This is a genomic window from Prevotella sp. Sow4_E9_plate (genome assembly GCF_052116205.1).
Classification (GTDB): domain Bacteria; phylum Bacteroidota; class Bacteroidia; order Bacteroidales; family Bacteroidaceae; genus Prevotella.
This window is the reverse complement of record NZ_JBQKLN010000011.1, coordinates 49,504-72,076: the sequence shown is the minus strand read 5'-3', so window position 1 is coordinate 72,076 and position 22,573 is coordinate 49,504. Positions and strand designations below refer to the sequence as shown.

Below are 22,573 nucleotides of genomic sequence, written 5' to 3'. Positions count from 1 at the left end.
TCGTTATTTTATCATTGACAAATTAAAAGAAGCAGAATCAACAACTGTATACCCTGCTGCCATAAACTTTACTGTAGAATCTTCATCAACCGGATCTATTGCGATTTTAGAATCTCTCAGCAACATGCCAGCACTGGCTATGACAACATCATTGTGATCCAACAAATCAACATCACCATCCATACTAAATGGAATGCCATTGTCGAGAAGTAGATCCACTATGCTTTCAAGGCCAGGGTATATGGCTTTTGCCGCGTTTCGTTTCATTGCCTCAAGGACATCACTGTTATCATTACAAACATGAACATTCTTATTATCTAACGATTTACACTTTTTTATAAAAGCAGCAACCCTTGGGGAAATAGAATGCAGATTTGTTAGTGGAATATCTGAAATAATCAATGTTGTACTTCTTGAACGGCTAGTAGCAACGTTGAATCTTCTTTCATCCAGAGCAAATCCAGGATTTCTTCCTGGAATATACAGAATTGCATAATCCACTGTCATTCCTTGAATTCTATCTATTGTTTCGATGGTAAAGTCATCCAAAGACGATTCTGTTAAAAATGTCTTTTGTAGCTGTTTGACAGTATCATTGAAAGGAGATATTATAGCCAAAGAACGATTAGGATAGTTCCTTGTGAGCTCATCAACAACTTGGCTAACTATATGTAAACCAGCCCCAGAAACAATGCCATTAGTATAGTCCTGGGTGTAGTGATAAATTACCCCACCACCTTCAGGAAACAGATAAGAACTACATCGTCTAAAATCGAGAGGATGCTTCTGCACAGACTGGAATCTGTTGCTATAGAATATACCTGTTAATTCTGCACTTGCTTTTGTCAGACGGAAAGTTGTTGTTATTCGGTACGATTTTACATCTGTGCCGAGTGCATAAGCTTTGAGTCCTTCTATCTGGGTATTGGCATTCCATGCATTATATAAGGCTTTCCTAGGATTGCTAATTATTGGAGGCAGCTGCATAGGATCTCCAACTATAAGACACTTGCGACCAAGTTTCTTAAATGCCAGTATAGAAGCAAGAAACGCCTGAGAAGCCTCCTCTATAATCATCAAATCATAGGTAGGAAGCCCATCTTCACTGATGCTATCACTATTATATGCATGCGATAAGACATAATTAGTAGAACAAAACAGTTCACCATTGGGCACTACGAATCCCTTTTTTATGGGTTTAAGCGAAGGTATCAATCTCCTTTCATCAGCAGAAAGGTTAGATTTGAAAATCTTTCCATCCCGCAAGAAAGGCAAGAGAGGAGGTTGCTGCACCAGTTCCATGAGGCCTTTATTTGCCATCGTTGTAACACAAACCGTCTTATTGTCAGTCAAATATTTAGCAATAATATGAGCGATAGTATAGCTCTTTCCTGTTCCCGGAGGTCCTTGAAGAATACAACAGTGGTCTTCTTCCAAGGTCTGAAGTATTCTCTCAGGAATTGCAGTTTCTTTATTTGAATCGTACTGTAATTCTTCAGGATGCCAGTCATCATAGTCCATCTTCGGCTCAATCATTTGTTCTGGCATATCATGAAAAACCTCCAAGAAATTTACAAGGTTATTAAAATAATCTACAGGAGGGAAAGGAGCAAAGACTATTACTGACAATGACTTTCCTGACTGCGTAGTTTTCTTGAACAAATCATATAAAGACGTACTCAGACCTGTACATCCAACATAGTCATAGCTGCTATCACCCTTTTTGGTATAATAGAGTGGCAGCAAATCTGATGTATTTGAATGATATTTAGCATTTTTACAGAAATCCAGAAACGAACATGTCCATGACATGACACTCTGTCCGAGTTCAGCTTTTGCTTCTTTCTTTATTACCATAATGGATTTTTGCACTTTCAGACGAGGTGCCTTATCCTTTGGAAACTTAAGAACGACATGTCCGAGCTTGTCGTTTACATGGTCCACGTAACCTACGACAAGCTCTTCCTTCCGGAACAATTGGTTCATAGGAGCCTTGATAATGGACTTTTGTTCCATTTCAGCTTCACGAACCTGATCCGAAAAGAAATACAGATAATTTTGTATTTTCTTATTAATAGTCATCTTCATTCTCCTCTGATTCATTAATACTATCGCTTGATGGAAGCTGCGCAAACAGAGAGTTGTACTTTTCATTAGAATTGATTCTAATGAGCGTGTAGGCAGTTCCCTTAACCCCATTGAGGACACCTGAATACAACACTCTAACCACCTCAGCTTTCTCCTCACCCGTAAGTTTGATAATAATATCGTCTTCACCAATCCATTCAAGAATATCTCCAATAGAATTGAAGTACATAAACTCGTTGGCTTTTGCACCGAGATAAACGCATACAACACATCTATCGTCTGCTATCTTGTTCCAAATAGCAGGAGACAGATACATTATACCGCCAGCAGCACTACATTTATGAATATATTTACCGCCGCAAAGCGTATGCTCATTCTTCAAATGAGCATTTCGTATAAAGTCACTCTTGCTTTCTACAGGAGTATAACCCCTCTTCACAAGATTATTGTAAAGACGAAGTTGGGCAAGGTAGTTCTGGTCGGCAACTTGTTCGGCAGACAGATCTTCTCCCAATATATGATTAATCTCATTGACTTCTGCTCTAGTAGGCTCAAGAACTTCCAATGTTCTTGTTACACCATGAGAGCCAAAATTGCGCACATCCTCAGGAGAGAATGGTCTTGGCTTTTGAGGTACATACGTACTACTACCACGATTCCATCCGCTCATATCAGAATAATCGTAAGGTGCTGTAGATGCAGTATTGGATGTGAAAGATGCTGACTTTCTGACTCCTGGAGAAGATTTCACACCTGATGACCATCCTACATTCTGAGGAGAATACATATCAGAAGAAGAATCTCTTTGAACGGCATTTACTGACTCAAATATACTTCCTTTCGAATGAGTAGACACGTGTACTGAAGGTGTTACGGCATGCTCCCCCTCGTCAGAATCAATACAACCATGTTCATTTTCATTAGTTGAATCTTCCTCATCATCTGGCGATACATCAGTATCATCATCTGTCGAGGTTGTTTCCTGTGTTGTGAATGATGGACGGTAATCACTTACACAATCTTCATCGTCCTCAGCTTCATTACCCGTCAATTCTCGCTTAATACCTGGTATCAATTTGTCCAGTTCGTTTTTGAATTCCTCATCAAGCATAAGAGAATTCTGCTCTTTTATAATTGAAAGAGCATTTACACTGCTGTCCATGATATCTTCTATAACATCTTTGTCTATTTCTGTATTGATTCCCAGATATTTTATATACTCTTTCACAAAAGACTCAAATACTCGCTTTCCATCCAAAGAATCAACGAAATAGAAATCATTTTCACCATCATTATGATAGAATTTTCTCAGCGACTGATTGATATCTTTGTCCTCAGAATAAGTAATCAAAATTGATTTGCAACGGTGAAGAACTAATGAATCCAAACGCTCACAATAACCCTCATAAATATTCTTCCAATTCTCTGAATCAGTTATTCCTGCAATAACAAGAGCATATAATTTAAGATCGGTATCACGAGAAGTATAGAGAGTATCATTAACAGGTTCCATCTTGAGATCATCTTGTGTAATTGTTCTGATTCCAAGAATGTTACACGCTTTCTTAAAAGATTCACCAGCAGGGAAATATGCCTTATTGATAATTCTAACATTGGTCCCAAAATATTGTTCAAGAGCCTTGTTCGAATAGTCAAGAGCATATAATTCCTTTATTTGCATAAGTTCATTCTTATTGTTATACCATAATGCATGCTCATCATCACGATATTCCTGAATCTTTGCATCAAAGGATTCATCGTAATCATCTATCATCCAGTTGAGCAATTGGGTTCTACTGTCTTGACCTTTAATACTTATAAGGGCATATAAAGCATCCAAGAAGTCAAGAGATTTCTTAAATGACAACTTGCTAAATAAAGTCGTATCATCAGACAACTTTATATCAGGCAAACTGCTAAGAGGAACTTTGTTCTCCCAATCTTCTATGCTCTTGACATACTTAGATACTTCTACCCCATAATATAGGTCACAACAACATTTCATGTAATCCTTTGTTGGAATACATGCCACATCATCAAATTTTCTATCTAAAATAAATTGTCTTATATGAGGAATAGAATCTTTCTTTAAAAGGTAGCTACTCCAGAAGTAAATAGCACAAGTACGCTCTTCCAAAAAGTTTATATCATCTTCTTGGAAATCACAATGCATCTTAAGATCTCTGAAAATGCGTCCGACATATTCCGAACACTTTTCACTGTAAGTATCACTTACATATTCAAGAGAGTCTATTCCACACGCTTCAAAATCAAAGAATGGTTTGTACACAGAACCCATAGTGAGTTCTGATGCTGTACAGAATTCACCATCCTTGTTTAAAAGCAGAATTTCTTCAATATGGTCTAACTCTTTTAAGGAATCTTTACCCGCATTTCTAATGTAGGAAAGTTCATTTATAAAGTCGAAGTGAAACACACGAACGCTTTCAAGACTATCCTGCTGCATATTTAAATAACAATCCAACTTTCGTTGTTGCCATTCGCTTAACGTCTTCACACAGTCACCATCGACATATTCAATAATATCCTTAATCAGACGACGCTCTTCAGAAGAATCGAATTTTATTTGATTCGGTAATTCAATATAAGGGAAAGGTTCTTCTTTCTCACAGTCAATATAAATTGCCTCATTAAGAGCATAATATTTACCATCATGTGCCTTCACTTTGAGTGCGCACAATTCGGGTACCAACCCATTCTCGTAATGCTTTTCCAAAACATCACGATTATCAGCCAGCAATCTAGGAAGAGACTCATCTTCAACATTTTCAAGTCCTTTACGAATGGTTTCAATGAGAATATCAACGATTTCATACTTGACCCCCACCTTAATCCAGAAATTTCTCCAGTCTTCGATAGAATCGCCCTCTGAGATATACTTAGGGCTAATGAATGGAGCATCCGAGTCAAAGCGTTTTACGGTTGACTCAATAGCTAAGTCTCCCATATACTCATCAGAAAAGTAAACTGCATCATCACTATCATCAATACTCTCATCCTTAAGAAGAACAGGAAGAGCAGGTAACTCCTGCAAAGAGCTGTCTGTTGCATTCTCTTTAATCCATCTCCAGAACATAACATTTTTCTCTGTATCCTGAAGTGTCTCACTGAATGTCGACGCATTCTCTTTCAACCAACTAAAGAAATGAGTTATGTTGAACTTACTATTTTCAAGCCTTGTTTCCCAGTATTCTAAATTCTTCTCAGTCTGATAGATAGGGTCAATAATGTCAAGATCAGAGATATCTACAAAACCCTTATCAAATAGCTCCCTTGCTTTTGCACTCAATATCTGATGTCCTTTTGAAATAGAAGCTGGCGTGTCATGACCATAGAGAAATACCTGTGCATCGACCATCTTTTTTTGTTGATCAGGAGTCAACGAGCTAAGATGGTTTATGACAAACGAATGAAAAGCAACGCTCTGTTCCCTTGTTATGATGGTGTCATTGATTGAAGAAATCTCCTCAGATATCATATCATCGAAGAAATTACCAAAATTATATTCAGAACATCCCATTGCGACAAGAGCACGAGAATTACCTGCATCTTTATGACACAGATAAACAAGGTTATCAGGGAACCAATCATAAGAAATTATCTCAGCAAGTTCTTCATCATAGACATAAACATTGCTGTCAATAGTTAGATTAGTAAGGACGTTAGATACTGGTTTAAAGTCCTTAAACTTATCTTTATCATGTTTCTCTTCAAAGATCATCTTGAAATTGTCATCAAGATAATGGATAAAGTCTATATTCTTACTTCCGTCCCGATCAGAAGAACCGCTTGTAAGTCTGAATATATCTGACAAATTAGTCCTTACAACATGGACATAGAAATTCTCTTCTGCTAAATCTGAGACATAGAACTTTGACTTGAAAAAATCTTTCAAATCTCCTTTGCTGTCAGAAATAGCAAAATAATCTTCATCCAATTCATACATCCAGTCGCTATTTATCCATAATTTAGATGAATAAAAATCATATCTTGAAGACTGAAAGAATATATTTGATTCTGTAAAAACCCAGTCAGAATCTCCATTGCCATCATAGACATGAAGCCTATAATTTTTCAGGGCACCATCTTTAAACAATGCTTTGTTTTCGTAACAGAAGAGAATAAAAGCTTTACTGTCTTCTATTTCAGTGATAACGTCCTCTATATACTGATGATATGTCTCTGAAAGAACAATTTCCTCTATAACAATAACATTGGAATAGTTTCTAACATCAAAATGATCGATGAAAAATTTTTTAGATACTTCTTCGTAATCTTTCGACAGGAAATGAACGTTGATAGAAGACATCCACTGTTGCCCACATACAGTGTGTCCTTTCTCTGATGAGAAGAACACAAAAGAGTCAGTAAAATTATCCGCAACACCTTCTTGGTCATCAAAGAACGGCAAACTTTTATATTTCTCGCAGAATTGAACATTTTCAGCCAAAAACTTATAAAAATGTATGGACGTATCCTTATCTTTGAGCTTATCATTCGTTTCTGCAATATTCAAGCTAGACAATAAGACTTTGTCAACAAAGCTATTGCAGCTGAATTCATTGAATTCACCTTCTATAACTTTATTCCATTCATCATTATCCTTGAAAAACTCTCTTGTAGTAGGATCTATATATGAAATATGATTGGTAAAAGACTGCAGATCCACCAAATATTTGTCTATGTCATAATACAGATCGGACGCACAGAATAGTTCCCCTTTGGAATCCAAGAAGATTTTTACTCCCATAAAATCTTTGAGATAGCCCTTATCAAGCAAGAAATTGAGGAACTTATTGTTGTTCTCTTGAATCTTAAGCCATTCTTGAAAATCATCCTTACCAATCATATCTCGCAGGCTATCCATATCAAAGATATTTTCCTCAGCATCAAACTTATGCAGATAGACTACCGCAAAAGATTCAAAAGATTTAGAAGTACGCAACTCTAAATTTGGCAGAGTTTTCTCCTCGTTATCAGAAAATTTAAGAAAATCCTCATCGCTTATAATGCCGCTAGATGTTAGCCCAGATTTGTCAACAATTACATTTAACAAACAGACATAACCATCCTGAGTAGGAACAAGATCATCTGTTTTCACTCTATCAACAAATCCATTTTCAAAAGAATCTATCAGATCCTTATATTTTAATTTTCCGCTTTTTAATGACGCAAAACTAGGAATCAAATTATAGATTGAATCCAATTCATATTCACCGCTCTTTGTTAATTTCAAAATCCACTCAAACAATTTAGAGCCAGCAATATTCGCAATGGTCTCATTGACATTGATTGAGTTTGAGAAATCAACCTCAACATCATCACGCGCACCATTTGGAATCATATCTGTATTCATAAGGAATTTCAATCCCCATGTTGCATCTTTAGCTGGAAGATAGCAATAGAGACATGTATCCTTAACTACCTTTAGTTTTCGTCCATCAATTTCACATGCAAAAGAAACCTTAGTGCTATTAAAATTATAATACTTTGTAGGAATTTTAAGAGCTCCATTATCTTCTTGCTCATCAATGTCAGAATTAATGGCTTCAGTAATCTCCTCAGCTATACTTTCTTTAAATTCATCAACTCTCCAAGATGCATTATCTCTACAGCATACTATATCAGGAACAGGAGTACCATTCAGATATACCTTTACACTTGATAGATTAGGTATAAATAGAATAACACGTTCATTCTTAAATATTTCCTGAAACATGTCTGCATAGTTATGCTCACTATTTCTTAAAATATCAATTTTAGTAGGCCTAAGTGCAAACTTTACTCTAAATTTATCGCTAGCCTGGGTGAAAATAGCACGTTCTGCAGGAGTTAATTCTTTATAATGGGTCCATATAGGCAAAATCTGCCAAGGAGTATCAACTATATCTCTTGTTGCCTGGCGATCAAATCTAAAAGAATAATCACCCGTTTGCAGATAGACATTTTCATTGTCAAGAAAGACGGTCTTAAAACCAATACCTTTATATCCAATGGTATCTTTATTTGTATCTTTCTCCTTATCATTAATACTGCATATCGCTGCTATATTCCTTTCATTAAAAACAGCACCAGAATGCATGAATACCAATGAAGACAACGTAAGATGAAATTCTACGTCCACCTTCTGTTTTACATCATTAATTGTTACCGGATAATCGTTCGCATTTTGGAGCAATTCATATATAAAGATTTCCTTGCCACTAGCTGTCAACTGAGTTTTTAATGTATCCAACATTCTGACAATCTTCTGACCAGCACCGGCTGGATAATTCATGATATCATCGTGAAGTCTTTTGACAAGATTTCTTGGAGTAACTTCTTGAAAAGACCCAGTCTCATCAACTTTAAACAGATAGACATAATTCTCCTTCTCGCCATTTAAAATCCAAGAGAATTCGTAATATACTCCATTTTTTGGCTTAAACAGATGAGGATGGTATACAATAGGTGCCTGCTCTTTACCATTCTGTAATATAAGTTTCGAAAAATCGCTACGTCTGATATCACGAATAGTAAAACTTCCATCCTTATTTTCCGTGAATTGTCCTACAAACTTATCATCCTTAAGTTTGAGATTATAACGGAATGTTGATTCGGCTTTTCTATCACGTTTTACTGTCTTTTGTACCACATTTTTCACTCTTGTAATCATGAGTTTATATTGATGGCGTTCATCTTTTAAGACTTTAATATTAGGCAGAGCATTGAATTCGCAAAGCCCAGTCTTTACATATTGGCTGAATCTATCTGGCACAAATATACAGGTAGGACAAAGGTCATTTGTCTCACCATTTATTGTAATATGTTCAATCTTTCCACAAAAACGCTTGTCTTCACGTTCGTGAGGAAAATCACTATACTGTCCTTTAAAAACAACATTTTTGAAGAATGTCTCAATTTCCTCAACACTAGCGTTATAAAGGTCTGATTTCTTTCTTATTTCCATATATTTATATGAGTTTTATGATCATTTTTGATTGAATATTTTCTCAAAGTGAGCCCAAGCACGGCGATAGTCAGCAATGCGGTCACACTTGGTGTATGGAGCATAGTAGGTAACTTGCTGACCACCGTAAAGCTCACTCTTGGCTGGATCAATGATGTGGGTATGGGTAGGCGATGTACCAGCATAGGTATTTTCGTCTATCTGCTCTCCACGTATGTCTTCCCATCCAAGCATACCTGTCTTAGTATTGCGCTTGCGGTCGAGTCCAACGCCTGTCAAACCCTTTGAGCATGTGAAGACGATGTTGCCCTTTTGGTCGTACCATGTGTCTGCCTCGTTCTGCTGAAGAACGGGGAACTGAATGGTGTAGATCATTTCCAAGTCTTCCAATGTCAAGCCTAATGCCATGGCTGCTATTACGTCTATCTCAACCAATGCCATACGGCGCTCAAAGTAATTGCGCAATGGAATGTCCCATGCCCAGTTCTCATGCAGCTGATCAAATGGCTTCAGACGTGTGTCGTCTATGCTCCATGACTCCTGTTTGTAGGCTCCGTCCCACATCTCTTGCCAGAGGTCGGTGTAGACAGTGGTAAGGCAGTTGAGGAGGAGGGTTCGAGCAAAGATGGCGGGCTTGTATTCTTCAGCGATACCCAGTGGGAAGGATGCTAAACGTGAAGGAATAATACTACTCGAACCAATGGCTTTCATGTAAAAGTCGTACGCAAGAGAAGAACACATGCCTGTTAATTCAACAAGATTCACTTTCTCCTTAAATGCAATAGAGATTACAGCATGTACATGAGAGGTTTTGGGTGGTAAGATTGCACCTGCTAACGTTCTTTCTGAAGAAGGACCTACCATTGCGCTAAAAGCCAATTTATAATAATCTATCCATCTATCATAAATGGGATTTCCATCCTTTTCGTGACCAACGACAAAACCATTTACCATTTCAATATATTGTGGCTTAGGCATTAATGGCTCGTAATTTGACCTTGCAGTGAATTCTGTCTCCATTGATGTTAAGGCAATTGTATCATAATCAGAATTCAGTCTGCAAATAGACCTTGGATTCTTATAAAAAGGATTACTTACAAAGAAATGTGGTCCGCTATAAATCATTTCATAATGATTTATATTTGGATATCGTGTATTTCGTTGCATTATTCCTTTTTCTACTGCAGTATTCTCACGTAGACCATCCCCAATAATATAGTCAAAGTCTCCTGCTTTTGTACTTACACTTATAAATTTGCTGAGTACATTAACAATTTCAGATGAGTGAACATTCACAAGTTTCGTTGTTTCCCAAAGATTCTCGTCACCTTCAAATGTTGCAGCAAGGATACGAAGTTCTTTCTCTGTAAAATGAACAATTCTATGCTTATGACATTCTGTGCTCCATTTACCGTTATTATCTTTGATTCCCCCACATACACCGTGCCCATCATGAGCGTAACACCCATCTATAGTATTTGGATGGAATAGGTTATGGATAGAGTCAAATGATATTTGAGTAGCCTTTCCGCGATATATATTGCAACCATATTTAGTATGATGATCTACCTCTGCAAAAAGGACTAACTCATTTTGGTATTGAAAATGAAAACATAATCTTCGATAGACTTCATAACGAAGTGCTTGTGCATTAGGATCATCATATATTCCATCAGGGTGTAACATACCCATGAATCCTTCTGCATTTAATAGGTCAAAACCATTTGTTAAAACGCACTTGTACAAATTATTTTTTTGGTTTACAAGTTTAGGATATGAACAATATGCATTCATAAATTCTATGGTACAAGTTGTGCCTATCTCTTCATTGTTATAAAGAGATTCAAGAGAAGGACACTCCTTAAAATACTCATCTTTATATTGCAATTTTATGTCCGCTGCTTTTATGTTACGAATTGCTACTTCTGGATATTTTTCAGAAATAATACCTTGAATATCGACTTCCATTTTCAGCCATGGCGGATTACCACAGATAATATCAAAACCATCACGAAGCCAGAATACCTCTATGAACTCCAACATAGGATGGAAGAAATGATAACGCTTTGCAAGGCGACCGCCAATTTTCAAGCGTGGAGGATCCTCGTCTATAAAGAGAGAGGTCTGTGCATGGCTTTTAGCAAGAATCTCATTTTGAGTTTTCACTACAATCTGAGATTCATCTTCGGTCATTCTCCCACACTCTGGCATATCCTCAGAAACTACATCCGAGCCAGCACGTTCCAATGCCTGACGAGTCTTGGTATCCAGCTGAGAGTTGTCCACATCAAGCAATGCTTCGATATCTCCCCAAAACTCCTGGCGAGTAGGCAGATCGGCAGCATCGTCATACTCCCAAAACCAAAGGGCACACCAATAGTCCATCGCAAGTTTGAGTTTGCGATAGGCATTGTCATGACGATATCGGGTGTCAAAGAGCTGCTGCTTGTTTGCATAAGATTCAGCCTGCTCCTCCACCTTGAAAAGTGATTCACTGGCACTGTGGTCTATACCATCCCATATTTCCTTGCGGTTGTTGGTATATTTATCAATAGAAATCTGATCGGTGAAATACTCCTTCAAAAGCACATCAATCTTACCAGAAATGCGTTGAAGTGTCTTGAAATCTGCATCTACAATAGGAGCTGTCCAGTCCTTAAGGATGGCAGCCATACGCTTGTCCTCGCTAGCATGAGCTTTCTTTTGTTCTTTGATACTGCGCACGCCCAGCATGTTAGCATCTGGCAAGAGAAAATGATACACCTCGTTGACAGAGCGGTTAACTCTGTTACTGAAGAACTTAACCTTGTGAGGAGCCTTCTCCCACCACTTGTTAACCTTTGGCTTGGCACCAAAACGCTCAATGATGCAATAGACATCCTGTTTGTTATACACCTTGAGCCATGCACCGATGACCGCATTACCCACAGTCAAACGGTTGGCAAAGAATGGGGTCTCCATGTCCTTGTGGATAACATTAAGCCACAAAGAGAGCTTACCCAACTCTATGGCAGTTGGGTTAAGATCGACACCATAAACATTGTGGGTGGCAATATAAGCTTTTACCTTCTGTAACTCATCACGATAATGGTCAGGAGAGATTCGCCAATTGCGCAATCCCTTCTCTCTCTGTTGACGCTGCTGTTCAGCAAGATATGCCTCTGCCAGCTGATTGATGACCTCATTCTGGAAAGCAGCTGCACCCATAGCAGGCTCAAGAATCTTGAGTTCAAGGAGTTCCGTAGCCTGACGCTTGTTGGCACGCACTTCGTCAAGAATGGATTTGAGCGTATACTTCACGGTACTACGTGTCAACACCTCTGGAGTATAGTAACTGGCAGACTTCTGGCGGTCACGTCCATTCAGACGATATACAAAAGTTCCTTCTGGCAAAATAACAGGATTGCCAGTCTTTGGGTCGCAGAGCACCTCAGATATATCGAAATCACCCATACGACTATATGGCACAAGGAAGGTTCCATCTTGAGGTGTATTTGCCTTATGTACCTCGATGTAATCTTCCTCTGCATAGAAACCACGGAAGGCGAGCAATGACTCGTAAACGCTACCCAACTGGTTCACACCGAGATTGGCATAACTGATACGTCCACAGTAGTTTTTTTTCTTTGAGAGAGAAAGCGCCTTGATAATCTCCTGCCACTTGATGTTACGTATACGAACATTAGCTAGATGCTTGAGGTTGTTGTCATTGAAAAGTGGTGAGTCTATAGGACGCACTCGGAAACTCTTACTGTTGATGTTGTTCTCCTTAAAGTTGTGACCATCAGAAAGTAGAGAGAAGAGATGACGTATGCTGTCATCAAAGAAATAACCATTACGACTAGCATCAGAATTAAGACGCACCATCTCAAGATCGCGCAAAGACTCCAAAGAATATCCAAGCTTGTAAACCTCATCATCAACTGGAAGGATTTCAAGTTCATCTCGGCTCTCCGCATAAAAAAGGAAAAGCAGACGATAAATGATGGTGAGACAGTCGTCCTTCACCTCTGACTCGAAAGTATCATCAGTATAGTCGCTCACAGGAATGTTGTTATTTTGTTTCCACCAGTAGAGAGCTTCGTTAGCGAGAGTTTCTACGGCAAAGATCACACCTTCCTTAAGATCCTTCGTTACCTCATAGGCATTCTTATAACTTTCCTCTATGATGGTATCCATCAGCACCATTTCACCCTCGGCAGCTAAGGTATGCTTAGACACAAGCATGTGGAAGAGCGCATAAAGCGTACGATGCTTGGCATCAATACTTGCCTGAGCAAAGAGGTCATCCAAAGAGAACTGCAAATAGCTACCCTTAGCCCACTTATCCTCGTCGAAGAGGAATACAGTATTGCCTGCCAACATCAAGATAAAGTGTGGGCGACGCTCCTCTGGAAGAAGGAAAATGTGGGTAATAGCCTTATTGATGATGGCTGGAGAAATCTTATACTTCTCTGTATCCAAGTTAAAGACATAACGCCACTGGCGGGCAGCATATTTCTGCTGTCCGCTACGTTCTTCGCTTTCATATTGCTGCTCAAATAAACCTGCCGGCTCATTGTCGTCAACAGTAATAAGATTCTGCATCTCCATTACAAGCATCTTGACCTGCTGCCCCTGACGGATGACATGGCGCACAGGAATCATCTCAACAGGAGTGGACTCATCGTTAACGATATAGTGCTCCAGATATGGATGGGCGGTGTCGTAACCTAGAATCGACAACAAACGAGTGTGGAAGTCATGCGTCTTCTTGATGGCATCTTCCTCACGGGGACGATCATTGATTATGAAATTCTTGTAGTCGTTATATTCCTGTTTCAGACGTACATAAGGACCACAGATGTCCTTAACTTCGTCATTTGAAACACCAGCGCACTTCTGAACTTTGTCAAAGAAGTCATCACTGAAATAACCAGAAGGGAAATAATCTCCCACATTCTGGATAAAACGATATTTTATATTGTCAGCCATAATGACCTTGATTTAATCGGGTTAAAAATTATAGAAAACAGCTAAGAGACGCATATAAGGTTCAGCCTTATCGAGTGAACACATGTCCTGATAGAACTGGCTCGACTGATCACTGATTTTCTTAATTTCCTCCATCTCTTTGTCGCGATTGCGACGTGTAATCTTGATGTCATCTGAATCTACCTGGAAAAGGGTCTCTTCGGCATTGGTAGCCCAAAGATTGAGCTTCTTTTTGTAGGCATCCAATTCCTTCTCCTTCTTCAAGGCAACCTCGAACTGTTTTTCCTTCATATAGAGCTCAGAACCAAAGTCAATAGCGCTCTTTAGATTTTTTTGAAGGAGTTCAATATCCTTTTCCTGTACACCTTGCAGGAATCCATCTGTCAGATGATATTCCTTAAGGAAATCAAACAGTGAAACAGGTTTGTCCCTTAAAGCCCCTTCCTTGTCAACAGGTACAACAAAGAACTTACTGATAAGGTTCTGTCCAAGTCCATTCGCATGGCTACCATAGAACAAGTAGTAACTCATTCCTTCTGGAATCTGCTCTCCCTTAACAACAAATGCCTGATTCTTTGGCACCGATGCTGTAAACTTGGTAAGCAGATATTGAATAATAGGGTGCAAGTCATACAGCGGCAGGAATTTGCTCCAGCCGCCATCTTTGCTCTTGCGAGAATCCGCAATAGACTTGTTCAGTGTAGGCTTATCTGCACACAGACGGAAGATATTATCCGAAGGGATAGCTTCACGTGGTATATCGAACAACACATCGGAGAGTTCTGCATTATTCTTTACTTCAACGTAAGGAACACCACCATCTTGCCAACGTACATCACCATGGTGGATGGAATCGATAGCCTCCAATTCATTGAAGAGATCCTTATAGAAGTCATCATCAGACTTATAAAGCGAAAGTTTATGCTCAAAGATCTTCTCTGACAAATGCTCTTTGGCCGGAGTGGTAGCAACCACGTCAGGACGTTTAAAACCGCCGCGCTGACGACGACGTGCAGGCTGTAAGAACTCTTCATCGCCCTTACGCAGAGCTTCTGCTACCTCATCTTCCTCCTGTTTACTGTTATACAACTCCATGACACTCATAGCATCACCAAGAACATCATGTACCTCCTGCTCTTTTTCCAGCAACTTGTCAAGAATGCGAAAATCGGTACGCAAATCTTCTTCCTGTCCTTTAGCTACGAGATAGTAGATGACAGGAGTTTGCTTCTGACCATAACGGTCTATACGACCATTGCGTTGTTCGAGGGTGATAAGACTCCAAGGTATATCATAGTTGAACATCGTATGACAGAAGTAGTGGAGATTAACACCCTGAGAGCCAGAATCACTAGAAATAAATACACGGATTTTGCTATCTTTCTTAGCAAAATCGTTAACCATATCTTCCTGCTCTGTATCAGAGAGTGAACCATCAAAACGCTTCACCTGATCATCGCTGAGACGGAACTCCTTTTTGATATTTTCTTCGAGGAATTTCATCGTAGCAATTCTCTCTGTAAAAATAACAATACGCTCTTGAGGATTCTTCTTCCAGATTTCCTTTAATTTTTCTTTGAATGCAGCATAGCGGCTGTCAATACCAAAAGTGATATTGGTATTAACCAAATCAAGAAGCTCCTCAATCTCAATACTGTCATCTTTCTTACAACGCTCTTCCAAAGAGGCTTTAGCTGCATATGGAGATGACAGATAACTCTTGAATAGCGACAAAGCATAGAAAGGATCACTACTGTCGGCCTTGTTTACAGATTGGAAACGAGTATGCTGCACCTTCAGGAACTTTTCTTCCTCAGGGTGCAGATTAACAGGTATGCTTATAACCTTTCGGTTCTGGAATTGACCACGAATTCTCTCGTCCTCAATGTCCTTCTTGAAACGGCGTACATAGTAGGGCTTGATATCCTCCTGTGTATATTCTCCGCTACGAGGAATAGAGATAGGATCAAGCATTCGCATGAGATTAGCAAATGACTCGGCATTGCCATTATGAGGTGTTGCAGAGGTGAGAATCAGTGAATCACACTTCTGCGCAAGGAACTGAGCTAGGTCGCCACGCAGACTTGCATCGTTTGCAACCTTGTGACACTCATCAATCACAATAATATCCCAATGAGTCTTCTCTAGCCATGCACGGAAACGACCATTATTTTTCAGAGTATCAATGGAGATGATGGTCTTGTCGTAATAGTCGAAAGGGTTTTTATTCAGAGGAATTTCGTTCTGAATCTTAGCTACACCTACACTATCAAGACGAACAAGGGGAATGGCAAAGCGGTTCCAGATTTCTTCCTGGAACTGAGCAAGGATACTCTTTAAGGCACAAACCAGAATACGCTTACCTCTACCACGACGAATCATCTCACTAAGGAAGATACCGACCTCAATGGTTTTACCAAGACCCACGCCATCTGCAATCAGAAGACGAGGGCGTGGCAATTCGAGTGCCTTTAACGTAGGTTCCATCTGATACTCTGCAATATCAAACGCACCACCCTGCGCCACGGTAATTTTCTGTGAGAAAAATGCGTTGTTACGGATGGCGGTCTCAACAAGAAGCCTTGTCTTACGCCATCTTGGATCCTTATCGGGCACCAGTTGAGTATTGATAGGACTTACAATCTCTATATCTTTGTCGATGCTTGTATCAAAAATGAAGTTATGGTTCTTCACAAGCTCGCTAATGCCAATACAATGCAACAGATAGCTGTCGTTTACATTAGGCTCGATATTTGTGATGAGAAAGTCTTCACCTCTGACCGTTATTCTTTGACCTGCAGCATAATTTGCCATATCTATATTTTTTCTTTTTCTATATTTAATTTAACCAAAACCGAAACGTAACATGGGTATTACTAAAAACAAAACTCTATCTTTTGTTTTTGTATCTGACAACACCTCAAAACGAATGAGTTCATTGATATCAACTTCGAGAAGTTGGCAATTCTCATGAACGTCTCCATTAAAGGTTGAGCAGAATTTGTAAACCACAATGAAACTACCTTATGTACAACACCGAGAGCTTCAGCCAATCACTTGTTTGACCTTTGCTTTTCTATCAGCATCACCTTGATTCTGTTAATTGTTCCGTCCATTTTTCGGCTGTTTATTACAAATGCAAAAATACTAAATATATTTCAAAAAACTGTCAAAATTTTGAGAAATATTCCTAAAATAATTATTTTTTTCGAATACAACATTTTAAACAATATACAATGAGACTATTAGATTACGTGTTAGGGAAGCAAAAGCATCATGCAGCTCCCAATATCAAAACAAACGGAACTATCCGACACAGTGTATCAGAATTCAGATAAAGAAGTTTTTTTGATGTACAAAAATCAAAGTATAATATTCCATAAAAAATAGTGCCACGAGATTCAATCAATTGATATTTTTGATAACTTTGTTGGCAAATAATCACTTAAAACATTACGCATATGAAAAAGTTTATTATGAAGACAGCCTTGGTTGCTGTTCTTGGTTTGAGCATGGTATCATGCAAGAGTACGTTCTATCAAGTATACGATGTTGATTATGATAGCAACATGAAGATGCAGGACAACTCTTTAGTGTATGAGAATGAGGATTGCAAAGTGTTGTATAACTTATGGTCGGAAGGCGGCTTTGTGAAATTCGCCATTATAAACAAGACTGACAAGGACATCTTCGTTAACTTAACGCAGACGTTCTTCACCTTGAATGGCTTGGCCAATGAGTATTATCAGGGACGAACCTATTCTACTGCAACCTACAATCAGGTTACCACAGCATCGGCTTCCGTAAACAGTATAGCCAAAGGCGTAGGCTATGGTTCAGCAAATGCCTATCTTTCAGGTAGCGGATTTTGGGGAAATGACACCTATTCCTGGAATGGTAACGCTAAATCAACATCAAGCCTGACTAAGTTCATCAAGTCAACAACGCAAAGTGTTACCGTAAAGGAGAAGGAAATCGAGTGTATTCCTGCCAAGAGTTTCAAAGTATTTGGAACATATTCAGTATCTCCATCTTGGCAACGTACTTGCGATAAAGAAAAGGATTTCCCTTCTAAAACGTATCTTCTGGGCTCATATTCGAAGGATAATACCCCTTATACCTTCAATAACCGTATAGCCTACGGATTCGCCAAAAATGATATTGCAGAAAAGCACATAGATAATGTGTTTTGGGTAAAAGCCATCACCAACTATTCTGAAAAGTCTGCTACAGAAGACGTGAAAGAAAAGAGTGAGTGTTATGGCATGAAGACCTCTGACAAATTCAAGCGCTTTAAGATTGGCACTCCAAATAAGTTCTATATAGTAGGAACTACTGAAGGTGGCTATTTGATACATTAAGTATTTAGAGAATAATAAGATAAAGGGTGAGCCAAAAATATTCACCCTTTATCCTTTACAAAAGTTCTGATCGATTCATAGTCTAACAATTTTTTCTTTCAGTGCAGATAGACTGCACTGAAAGAAACTATCTTTGCACCAGTGAAACCAAAAACTATAAGATTATGGGACTATTAGATTTCTTGTTTGGGAAGCAAAAGCATCATACAGCTCCCGATTTAAAAGCGCAAAGCCAACGCTATGACCAAGGCTACCATGACGGCTATCGTGACGCCTACGAAGAAGGAACATGTGAAGATTGGGACTGCACCTGTGAAAACCAGGACTTCGATCCATCCGACTCTTCATCTGACAGCTATCCTGATGAAGATACCTTCCAGGAGGATGACTACGATCACTTTGAAGATGATCCGGAATATGACCCAGAAGCAGAATATTAACAGTTTTCAAACCTGATCAAAATAAAACCAATATGAACAGACGAAATTTATCATTTCTTGTAGTGGCAATGCTCACCATGATGTTTTTCTCTTGCTCAAAAACAGAGAATGGCAACGTAGAGTATATCCCTTTCCTGGAAACCGCCGATGGACAATGGGGCATGATTTCCCTTGATGGTAAAGTCCTCTTCAAGGAGGAGTTCAAAAACAAGCCAACCGTTGTTAGAGATGGAAGATTCTTCGTAAGAACCAAAGAAGGAGTATGGGAAATGTATGATGCCACGGAAAAACCGAAGAAAATCGGTGGTGACTATGCACATACATCAGGCTTTCGCAATGGCAGAGCCCTTGTTGCACCCAAGAATCAACCGGTAGCAATCATTGACACGGAAGGAAGAGTGGTCAAAAACCTCGATAAAATTGACGGAAAACAGGTAGATGGTGTAAGAGCTTTCGAAGGAGACTATGCCGTATTCATGACAACCGATTCTCTTTGGGGAGTGATCAACCAGAACGGTGACTGTGTAGTAAAGCCGGAATACTATTCTCTCAACGACTATGGTGATGGAAAGTTCATTGGAGTGAACGCCAAGTACAGAAAGGAAGTCAAGAAAGATCAGAAGGACAAGGTAAAAATCTCAGTGATTAATCCCAACGGCCAGGAACTCTTCAACTTTTCAGCTGGCAAGTATGAAAATATCCAATACCAGTTTACAGATGGGAAACTGGCCGTCTCCGTAAAGAAGGACGGTAAGGAAACATGGGGTATCATGAACGATAAAGGAGAGATCATCGTCAAACCAACTTCCAAACTGAAGAATATAGGCACCATCCATGGAGATGTCTTCACCTATAATAATGGTGACGGATGGGGCCTCATGAATGTAAAGGGAGAAACCCTGATTAGAGCCAAGTATGAATTCCTCTACTATGATGAAGACGGAACTTTGATTGCTTTGGTCAAGAATGGAGATACCTATGAATACAAGTATATTGACCAGCAGGACAACCAGATAGGTGAAGATTCCTATGTGAAGGCTACCCTATTCTCCATGTTCGACGGCAAGCATGCACTTGTGAAACCCAATGACAAGATCTACTCTATCATTGACAAGAACGCAAAACAGCTGGAGAATCTGCCAGACATCGTTGACATTGGCACCTATGAAGGAGAAAACTACACAGAAAGTGATTTTGTGGATATCGACAAACTGGTAGCAGGATTCAACATATCACAGGACGGCTTGTATGGCTTCAACTTTCAGTCAACTCCGCAGCAGGCAGTCAAGATGGAAGTAGAACAAGACCTGGCCATCGGTGACAAGAAGCATAAGGCCGGTACTCCCTATTGGTATGACTTCAAGAACGACGTCATGCTGTGCGGTGAATCTGAAGGTATCAATGGCTGGATCAGCATCCAATATTCCGGCAACCTCAGCAGACAGACCTACAGAACCAAAAAAGTCATAGACTATTACTTTGGGGACTACTATTGGTATCACGATGACAAAATACCAACCGGCTATGTATGGAATAAGGTGAAGCCAACCATGTTCGGCCTCTTAATCTACAACTACGGCAGAATGCATGGTAAACTCAGAACACTCTTCAATGCCCTTTCCCAGAAAATCAAGACTTGGGGCAAGGTGGCTAAAGAGAACAATGGAGCAGTCGTTGTTACCCTCAACAATGGAAAGCGAGCCATCGTCACCATGGAAAAGGACAAGGTTACCATATATTGGGGACAACTCAAAGCCGTAAAGGACATTGATATCTCCATATATAAGGATGCATGCGAAGAGGATGATCCAAAAGATATCTCCTACGGATACCTGAACGACCTGTTCTCTGACGAAGTAGCAGCAGACACTACTGAAGCTGACACTGCTGTAGTGGATTAGGATTCAATTAACTTGAAGAGTCATCTATGTATAATAAGGTGGCTCTTCCCAAAACTCAAAGATATGAAAAAGATTGTAATGATTATGTTGATGGCATTGATGATGCCAGTAGTTTCAAATGCTCAAAATGACGCAGCCAAGAAACTCACCAAGTTTGAGCAGATTACCTCCAAGACAGGAAGGATTTTTAAGTTTGTAGATGTCAGAATGCCAAGTATCCCTGAGAGCTTCCTAGGTAGTTTGTCCACAAGCATAAGAACTGCCATGGGCGAACAGTTCAATTCTTACTTTTACAGAATAGAAGACCCTGAGACCAATAGAAGCGTTGCTCACATTGCCATGATAGAGTACTCGGACTTGGTTGAAATCAACAAGGCATTAGCCAAATTGGTAGTAGAAGCTGATACAGACTGCTCAGCAAATCCTGATTACCTGGAAAACCGCTTTGTCACCAATGACGGTTTTGAAATCGGCTACTATGTTTCCAACGGCAAGGCCAACTGGTACATGAAACTTGAAAGATACTCCAGCAGCACAGTCTTTGTCAAGAATGCTGAGTCATTAACAACCAATTTTCAGGATGCCCAAAAGAAAATCGAGGAACTGAAAGCAGTTTACAAGAAGTAAGCATTCATTATTTTGAATGAACAAAAAAAAGAGGTACTATATAGAGTCAAATCAAGCTCATATATAGTACCTCTTTTTTTTGTATTCAAGTTTTTTCAGACATGACAGCTAGCATAACTTCTACTATTGAAATTCTTTCTTCAGCTCATTGTATAAGTCTACCGGTCCAAAGTGCCAGTATTGGGTACTTTCGGTGGATAACTTCTTGTAGAGTTTTGAGCGATATATGAGGTGGATGGCATCCGTAAGACTTATGCCCTTGTCTTCAGAGAGCCAAGGGGCAAGCCATCCAATCTTCAATGGCAACAACATATACAAGTTGTCTTGCGTTATTTTTGCATTCATAACTTTATCATTTTCGATTCAACAAATTTAATGGTTTGCAGCGACTTCTCCGTATGGAAAAGATACTGGTCAACCAATTTGTATGTTTTCAATTCTTGAATGAGAGTAGGCATACTGATGATACCGGCTTCATAAAGCGCAAACTGAGTATAAACGCTATCGTCAGCCACAGGGCCATACACGACGTCATAGTCATGTGTGAAGTCCCTCTCGGTACGGTTCTTCATCACAAAATTCACCCATTCTTCTGTTGGATTCTCGAAGAAGAGCGATTTCATGTCCTCCATTACCTCGTCATCCAATTCGTAGACATTCACATAACCGATAGATTCTCCTTTATCCTTCATTCTCCGCTCTACCCATTTCTTTGCCTGTTCGTAAGAGGTTGTTGTGTAGAAGCCTGAGCCATAGTCTAGAGAACGGTTCGACTGGCGTATCTCTGGATTTCTCACTTCTTCAACACTTCCATGATATACTTTGCTCATTTTCTTCTCTCGCTTATCATTTTATCAATTTCTTCGACCAACCACTGACCACCTTGGGTGTGGAGCACATCGTAGAACTCACAGAAATGCTCTGAAATACCATATTGCTCAAACAAGCTTACCACATCTTCTGTAGTTATATTCTTAGCTTTTGCGTATTGCTCTATGCAGAACGATACAAACATAGCCTTGTCTTGTTGTCCGTTATTCATTATTGTTCCCTTTCTCTTCTAAAACAACCTTTATGCAATTTATATTCTCATTGCATTTCCCCTACAAAAATAATGTTTTATTGCGACATTTTTTCATAAAAGGCATTTTTTTTGCATAATATTAAGGTATTTTAGACTAAAAATGCAACAGAATCCACTTTGACGTCCTG

11 protein-coding genes are annotated in these 22,573 nt (G+C 39.3%); 4 read left to right on the top strand and 7 right to left on the bottom strand.

Features of this window, described 5'->3' with window-relative positions; all coding sequences use genetic code 11:
- Positions 1-3: 3 nt before the first annotated feature.
- Genes ACTQ53_RS06385 through ACTQ53_RS06370 form a run of 4 tightly spaced genes read right to left on the bottom strand, consistent with a single transcriptional unit; the run spans position 4 to position 16,846 of the window.
- Entirely contained in the window at positions 4-2,088 is a 2,085-nt protein-coding gene (locus ACTQ53_RS06385) for an AAA domain-containing protein (protein ID WP_441932475.1), read from the bottom strand.
- Complete coding sequence (locus ACTQ53_RS06380) at positions 2,072-9,058, bottom strand: sacsin N-terminal ATP-binding-like domain-containing protein (protein WP_441932474.1); 6,987 nt, start codon at positions 9,056-9,058, stop codon at positions 2,072-2,074. Before ACTQ53_RS06380 ends, ACTQ53_RS06385 begins: the two co-directional genes overlap by 17 nt.
- Positions 9,059-9,079: 21 nt before the next feature.
- A complete protein-coding gene (locus ACTQ53_RS06375; protein ID WP_441932473.1) occupies positions 9,080-14,032 on the bottom strand; it encodes a type II restriction endonuclease subunit M in 4,953 nt (1,650 codons plus the stop codon).
- Positions 14,033-14,053: 21 nt separating this feature from the next.
- Positions 14,054-16,846 carry a helicase-related protein gene (locus tag ACTQ53_RS06370; RefSeq protein WP_441932472.1) on the bottom strand — a complete coding sequence of 931 codons (2,793 nt, stop codon included), beginning with the start codon at positions 16,844-16,846 and terminating at the stop codon, positions 14,054-14,056.
- Between the two features lie 647 nt (positions 16,847-17,493).
- Here ACTQ53_RS06370 and ACTQ53_RS06365 point away from each other — a divergent pair.
- From ACTQ53_RS06365 to ACTQ53_RS06350, 4 genes are all read left to right on the top strand, one after another.
- Positions 17,494-18,393 carry a hypothetical protein gene (locus ACTQ53_RS06365; RefSeq protein WP_441932471.1) on the top strand — a complete coding sequence of 300 codons (900 nt, stop codon included), beginning with the start codon at positions 17,494-17,496 and terminating at the stop codon, positions 18,391-18,393.
- A gap of 182 nt (positions 18,394-18,575) precedes the next feature.
- Entirely contained in the window at positions 18,576-18,833 is a 258-nt protein-coding gene (locus ACTQ53_RS06360; protein ID WP_441932470.1) for a hypothetical protein, read from the top strand.
- 32 nt (positions 18,834-18,865) lie between these two features.
- On the top strand, positions 18,866-20,734 hold the full coding sequence (locus ACTQ53_RS06355; protein WP_441932469.1) for a WG repeat-containing protein: 1,869 nt from the start codon (positions 18,866-18,868) through the stop codon (positions 20,732-20,734).
- 63 nt (positions 20,735-20,797) lie between these two features.
- On the top strand, positions 20,798-21,361 hold the full coding sequence (locus ACTQ53_RS06350) for a hypothetical protein (protein ID WP_441932468.1): 564 nt from the start codon (positions 20,798-20,800) through the stop codon (positions 21,359-21,361).
- Positions 21,362-21,484: 123 nt separating this feature from the next.
- On the opposite strand, the gene ACTQ53_RS06345 is transcribed toward ACTQ53_RS06350, so the two are convergent.
- Genes ACTQ53_RS06345 through ACTQ53_RS06335 form a run of 3 tightly spaced genes read right to left on the bottom strand, consistent with a single transcriptional unit; the run spans position 21,485 to position 22,403 of the window.
- Complete coding sequence (locus tag ACTQ53_RS06345) at positions 21,485-21,706, bottom strand: hypothetical protein (protein WP_006847923.1); 222 nt, start codon at positions 21,704-21,706, stop codon at positions 21,485-21,487.
- Positions 21,703-22,191, bottom strand: coding sequence for a DUF3990 domain-containing protein (locus ACTQ53_RS06340; protein WP_006847924.1), 489 nt, complete (start codon positions 22,189-22,191; stop codon positions 21,703-21,705). Before ACTQ53_RS06340 ends, ACTQ53_RS06345 begins: the two co-directional genes overlap by 4 nt.
- Complete coding sequence (locus ACTQ53_RS06335; protein ID WP_006847925.1) at positions 22,188-22,403, bottom strand: DUF3791 domain-containing protein; 216 nt, start codon at positions 22,401-22,403, stop codon at positions 22,188-22,190. Before ACTQ53_RS06335 ends, ACTQ53_RS06340 begins: the two co-directional genes overlap by 4 nt.
- Positions 22,404-22,573: the final 170 nt, after the last annotated feature.

Coding starts and splice junctions, on each gene's coding strand:
- ACTQ53_RS06340 (WP_006847924.1), bottom strand. CDS start 22,191: ATGAGCAAAGTATATCATGGAAGTGTTGAAGAAGTGAGAAATCCAGAG.
- ACTQ53_RS06350 (WP_441932468.1), top strand. CDS start 20,798: ATGAAAAAGATTGTAATGATTATGTTGATGGCATTGATGATGCCAGTA.
- ACTQ53_RS06355 (WP_441932469.1), top strand. CDS start 18,866: ATGAACAGACGAAATTTATCATTTCTTGTAGTGGCAATGCTCACCATG.
- ACTQ53_RS06385 (WP_441932475.1), bottom strand. CDS start 2,088: ATGAAGATGACTATTAATAAGAAAATACAAAATTATCTGTATTTCTTT.
- ACTQ53_RS06375 (WP_441932473.1), bottom strand. CDS start 14,032: ATGGCTGACAATATAAAATATCGTTTTATCCAGAATGTGGGAGATTAT.
- ACTQ53_RS06365 (WP_441932471.1), top strand. CDS start 17,494: ATGAAAAAGTTTATTATGAAGACAGCCTTGGTTGCTGTTCTTGGTTTG.
- ACTQ53_RS06335 (WP_006847925.1), bottom strand. CDS start 22,403: ATGAATAACGGACAACAAGACAAGGCTATGTTTGTATCGTTCTGCATA.
- ACTQ53_RS06370 (WP_441932472.1), bottom strand. CDS start 16,846: ATGGCAAATTATGCTGCAGGTCAAAGAATAACGGTCAGAGGTGAAGAC.
- ACTQ53_RS06345 (WP_006847923.1), bottom strand. CDS start 21,706: ATGAATGCAAAAATAACGCAAGACAACTTGTATATGTTGTTGCCATTG.
- ACTQ53_RS06380 (WP_441932474.1), bottom strand. CDS start 9,058: ATGGAAATAAGAAAGAAATCAGACCTTTATAACGCTAGTGTTGAGGAA.